The following is a 4,775-nucleotide window of genomic DNA, read 5'->3' on the forward strand; positions in this document are numbered from 1 at the left end:
CAAACGGGCGCCCGGCGGCTTCGGGCGGGCCGTGCGGGGGCGGGCCCCGATCCGGAGCGCGGTGGCTCGGCTTGCGGGCGGGGAGGTCTGCAGCATGGAGTTCTCCTCTCCTCGGTGCCCGAGTGGCACCGAGGAACCCAGCTTCGGCGCTGCCCGCACCGGGCGGGGCCCGGCCTCGGGAATTGTGGACAACGCACGCGTGCGCTGCCCCGGGCGACGCCGTGTCGGCCGGGCCAAACGGGTGCGGTCCCGGTCGCCGCCCGGCACCCCGGGGCAGCGGCGGCTACGCCCGGGCGACCGGCTTCCGGTAGCGGAGGCGCGCGATCACCGCGAGCACCGCCATCACCACCGCACCCCAGGCCAGGCCGAACACGGCGGACAGCCCGCTGTCGAGCAACCAGGTGACCACCCCGGGGGCTCGGACCGCGCCCACGATCGAGCTGACGAGCCCGTACGGGGCGGTGACGCCCACCTCGGCGAGGTTCACGAGCAGGATATGACCGCCGACCCAAAGCATGGCGAGCGCGCCGACCACGGTGAGGCCACGGAACACCCACGGCATCGCCCGCACCAGCCCCGTGCCGATCCCCTGCGCCCAGCGCGCCGGTTTCTTAATCAGCCAGAATCCGACGTCGTCCATCCGGATCAAGAGCGCCACCGTGCCGTATACGGCCACCGTCATGAGCAGGCCAACGACAATCAGCGTCGCGAGGCGGATCCCCCACGAGGTCGCCTCGATGTTCGCGAGCGAGATCAGCATGATCTCGATGCTGAGCACCAGGTCGGTCCGCACCGCGCTCGAGACCATCTGCTTCTCGTCGGTGCTCGTGCGCTCGACGACCTGCTCGACCCCGGGTGCCTCGTGCCGCTTGGGCGTGATCCAGTGCCAGACCTTCTCCGCGCCCTCGTAGGCGAGGTAGGTGCCGCCCGCGAGCAGCAACCAGGGGAAAATCCACGGCGCGACCGCGCTCAGCACCATAATCCCGACGATGATGATCGCCTTGTTGATGAGCGAGCCCCGGGTGATCTTCCAGACGACGGGCAGCTCGCGCTTCGGGGTCAGCCCCTGCACGTACTGCGGGGACACCGCCGCGTCGTCGATCACCACCCCGGCGGCCTTCGCGGAGGCCTTCGCGGCTCCGGCGACGACGTCATCGATCGAGGCGGCGGCGGCACGCGCAAGCACCGCGATGTCGTCCAGAAGGGCAAAGAAACTCGCGCTCACGTGTGGGGCCTCTTTCGTGCGGTGGGTGCCAGAGCTGTTCGGTTCCCGGTGAGCCAACGATGCGCCCCCCAGGACTGCTGAGACTATTCTGTCGGCTCGAACGCCCCGGAGCGCTGAGCGGTGGCCGGGCACTGCCGCCGTGTCGAACCGGCTCGGCCCCGGAGTCGCGCCTGGCGCGCGCTGATCCGACCGTCCCCGCGCGCCGATTCACACGAAATCGTCGTCACGGCTTCCCCTGACTGCGGAGAATCCATATCCTGTGAAGAAGCTGTTCGCGCTGGCGGGCTCTGTATTCGGGGGGATATTCGTGGAGATCGTACTCTTCATCACACAACTGCTGGTGGTGCTCGGCTGTATCGTCATGGGCACCAGATCGAGCGGGGTCGGGCTCGGCCTCTGGGGTGGCACCGGCGTCGCGATCCTCGTGTTCGTGTTCGGCCTCGCCCCGGGCACTCCGCCTGTCGACGCGCTGCTCATCGTGCTCTCCGTCGTGCTCGCGTCCTCGATGATGCAGGCGGCGGGCGGCATCGACTGGATGGTCTCGATCGCCGCGAAGGTGATCGCGAAGAACCCGAAGCAAATCACGCTCATCGCGCCGATGACCGCGTTCCTGTTCTCGGTCGGCGCGGGAACCTCGAACATCCTCTACCCGCTGCTGCCGGTGATCTCGGACCTGTCCTACCGCAACGGCATCCGCCCCTCGCGTCCCCTGTCGCTCTCCGTGGTCGCCACGGGCGTCGCCCTGGCCTGTAGCCCCGTGTCCGCGGCGATGGCCGCGATGATCGCGCTCACCGACACCGCCCCGTGGCACTTCGAGCTCATGGACATCATCAAGGTCACCCTGCCCGCCGCGATCGTCGGCATCATCCTGGCGAGCTTCGTGGTCCGCCGGCTGGGCAAGGACATCGAGGAGGACCCCGAGATCCAGGCCCTCATCGCGAAGGGGACGCTCTCGGCGCCCGGCGCCTCCGCGGAGCAGATCAAGGCTGAGGTGAACGTGACCCGCGAGGGCCGCTGGGCGGCCATCATCTTCCTGCTCGGCGTGCTCACGATCGTCGTGTTCGGCCTGTTCAAGGGCCTGCGCCCCCTGGGCAGCGGCGAGAACCCCGAGCCCATCGGCATGACCCCGATCATCGAGATCGTGATGTTCGTCGCCGGAACGATCATCATGCTGGTGTCCCGCCCGAAGGTCGCGGACATCCCGACCATGTCGGTGTTCCGGGCCGGTATGGTCTCCGCGATTGCGCTCTTCGGCCTCGCCTGGCTGACGAACACCTTCCTGCTGGAGCACTCCACGCTCGTCGCCGAGGGCATCGGCGGCCTCGTGGACACGGCCCCGTGGATCTTCGCCCTCGGCGTCTTCCTCGTCTGCGTGCTCACCACGAGCCAGTCCACGGCGACCAACTCGATCGTGCCCATCGGGCTCGCAGCGGGCATCCCGCTCGGCCTGATGAGCGGGATGTGGGCCGGTGCCTTCGCCGGAATCTACCTGCTCCCGACGAACGGTTCCCAGATCGCGGCCGCGAACTTCGACGAGTCCGGGAGTACGAAGCTCGGCACGAAGCTCGTTGACCACTCCTTTTTCCTGCCCACGCTGATCCTCGCGGCCACCACGATCGCGGCGGGTTCGCTGTTCGGCGTGCTCTGGGGCGGCGGCTTCCCCGCGTAGCCGCCTCCGCACGAGGAGAACGCCGCCCCCGGGTTTCCGGGGGCGGCGTTCTCCTCGTGTGCGGGCAGCTCAGCCGTCAGCGCTCGCGCGCCGCCCGCCAAAAGGTCTGCACCGGGGTGCCATCGGCGAGGCGAAACGAGCGGTGCTCGGCGTAGCCCTGAGCGCGGTACCGGTCGTTGTTGGCGGGGTTCGAGGATTCCAGGTAGGTGTCGATGCCCGCGGTGTCGTAGCGGGTCAGCGCGGCCGCGAGCAAGCGCATGCCCTCGCCGCGCCCGCGAGCCTCCGGCGCGGTCGCGAGCAGGGAGAGATAGGCGTGCGGGGCGGCGGGGCGCGCCTCGGCAAAGCGCTGGCCGGTCTCCTCGAGGGCGAGCAGCTGCGGGGCGGCCATCAGCGAGCGGCCGAGCGCCTCAAGCGCCGGGGCATCCGCGGGGTCCACCTCTGGCACGCCCGGCGGGAGCCAGATCGCCACCGCGTCGAGGAGCCCCGCGGGGCCCATCGTCACGAGCGATTCCGGGTATTTCAGCGCCTGGCCCACCATGAAGTCCCAGTACGCCGAGGCCTGCGCCTCCCGGAGCTCGGGGTCCGGGAAGGCCGGGCCCCAGACCGGGTCGTCCGCGAAGGCGTCGATCAGGATCCGGGTGATTTCGTCCCGGTCCTCGGGCACGGCGATCCGCACCCCGCTCGGGGTCTCGCCGGGGGACGGAAGGGGAAAGGGCTGCATCATCTGCTCCAGTTCGTGTGCGCTGAACGGCAGTGGGTGGCCCCCACAGTCTGCCGCATCACCCCGGGCCTCGCCCAGAGCCGATCCCGGCGGTCGGGGCGGCCCCGCGCGAAACACAGCGCCGCCGCCCGGAATCCCGGACGGCGGCGCGTGGGCCGAGTGCCCCGCGGGGGCGCAGGATCAGCGGTCGCGGTAGCCGTCCCAGGCGCGCTGGCAGGCCCGGGCGACCGCGTCAACGTGCGCCGGGTCTTCCTCGATCCAGCCGGTGCCGGGCTCGTTCAGGGCGCGGGCGTTCGGGCCACCCAGCAGGAACTCGCGCAGGAACTCGGCCTGCACGGCGTTCAGCTCCAGCCCCGCCGCCGTCGCCTCGGCCGCCAGCTCACGGAAGCGAGCCCCGGCCGAGAGGATTTCCTGGCTGCCCAGGTAGGGCTGGTTCAGGGACACATCCGCGGGATCCGCGACCACGAAGGCGGAGCGGTGCGCCGCGGCGAGCGCCCGGATCCGCTCCCCCGGCATCGTCGCGGGGTCCTCCGGGGTGCGCTCGTTGCCCTCGGCATCGCCGCGGTTGGACAGCGAGACCACGTTCGGGAGCCGGTCCTTCGGCTCGCGCTCGACGTTCACGGCGCCCTCGCGGGTTGTCGTGTGGTTCATGGTGTCGTGGAAGGACAGCCGGGTGAAGCTGCCGCCCGAGCGGAGCTTCTCGGCGAGGAAGCGCTCGGTGAGCTCGTCCCGGGTCGCCTCGTAGACGCCAAGCCCGCGCTCGGCGACCTCCGCGAAGGCGTCGACGAGCCGCTCCAGCTCCGCGTCCGTCTCGGGCACCGTGAGCAGGGGGAAGAAGGAGAAGGTGACGGGGCGGATCGCGTCGACGCCGGTCAGGTCGACCTTCTGCCAGGCCCCGGCCGCCCGGACCCGCTCGATGGCCTCGCGCAGCTGCGGGCGGGGGTCCTCTGGCTTTGCCCGGTTGGGGTCGCGGATCATCCGCGGATGCGGGTTCTCGACATACACGATGCGCGGGTCAATCTCGGCCCAGCGTCGCACGATCGCGCTCGTGGCGACGTCGCTGAAGTCATACTGCAGTCGCTTGGTGAACTCGGGGGCGAGGAACTCGGCAAGCTCCTCGGGGATGGCCGCTCCGGAGTGCGGGCAGGACACGAGGACGT

Annotated in this window: 4 protein-coding genes; 1 reads left to right on the top strand and 3 read right to left on the bottom strand. The window is 70.5% G+C overall.

Going from position 1 to position 4,775, the window contains the following annotated elements; translation table 11 throughout:
- Positions 1–283: 283 nt before the first annotated feature.
- Positions 284–1,225, bottom strand: a complete 942-nt coding sequence (locus tag OOT08_RS07875; RefSeq protein ID WP_325092050.1) for a DUF808 domain-containing protein — start codon at positions 1,223–1,225, stop codon at positions 284–286.
- A gap of 259 nt (positions 1,226–1,484) precedes the next feature.
- Here OOT08_RS07875 and OOT08_RS07880 point away from each other — a divergent pair, with 259 nt between their 5' ends.
- Positions 1,485–2,894 (top strand): anaerobic C4-dicarboxylate transporter family protein, encoded by a 1,410-nt coding sequence (locus OOT08_RS07880; RefSeq protein WP_325092051.1) that lies wholly within the window; start codon positions 1,485–1,487, stop codon positions 2,892–2,894.
- Positions 2,895–2,970: 76 nt separating this feature from the next.
- On the opposite strand, the gene OOT08_RS07885 is transcribed toward OOT08_RS07880, so the two are convergent.
- Together OOT08_RS07885 and OOT08_RS07890 are read right to left on the bottom strand one after the other, a co-directional pair.
- Positions 2,971–3,618 (bottom strand): GNAT family N-acetyltransferase, encoded by a 648-nt coding sequence (locus OOT08_RS07885; RefSeq protein ID WP_325092052.1) that lies wholly within the window; start codon positions 3,616–3,618, stop codon positions 2,971–2,973.
- A 177-nt stretch (positions 3,619–3,795) separates the two neighbouring features.
- On the bottom strand, positions 3,796–4,775 hold a 980-nt coding region (locus OOT08_RS07890; RefSeq protein ID WP_325092053.1), incomplete at its 5' end, for an N-formylglutamate amidohydrolase.

This window comes from Leucobacter sp. M11 (assembly GCF_035726885.1).
Classification (GTDB): domain Bacteria; phylum Actinomycetota; class Actinomycetes; order Actinomycetales; family Microbacteriaceae; genus JAPFRB01.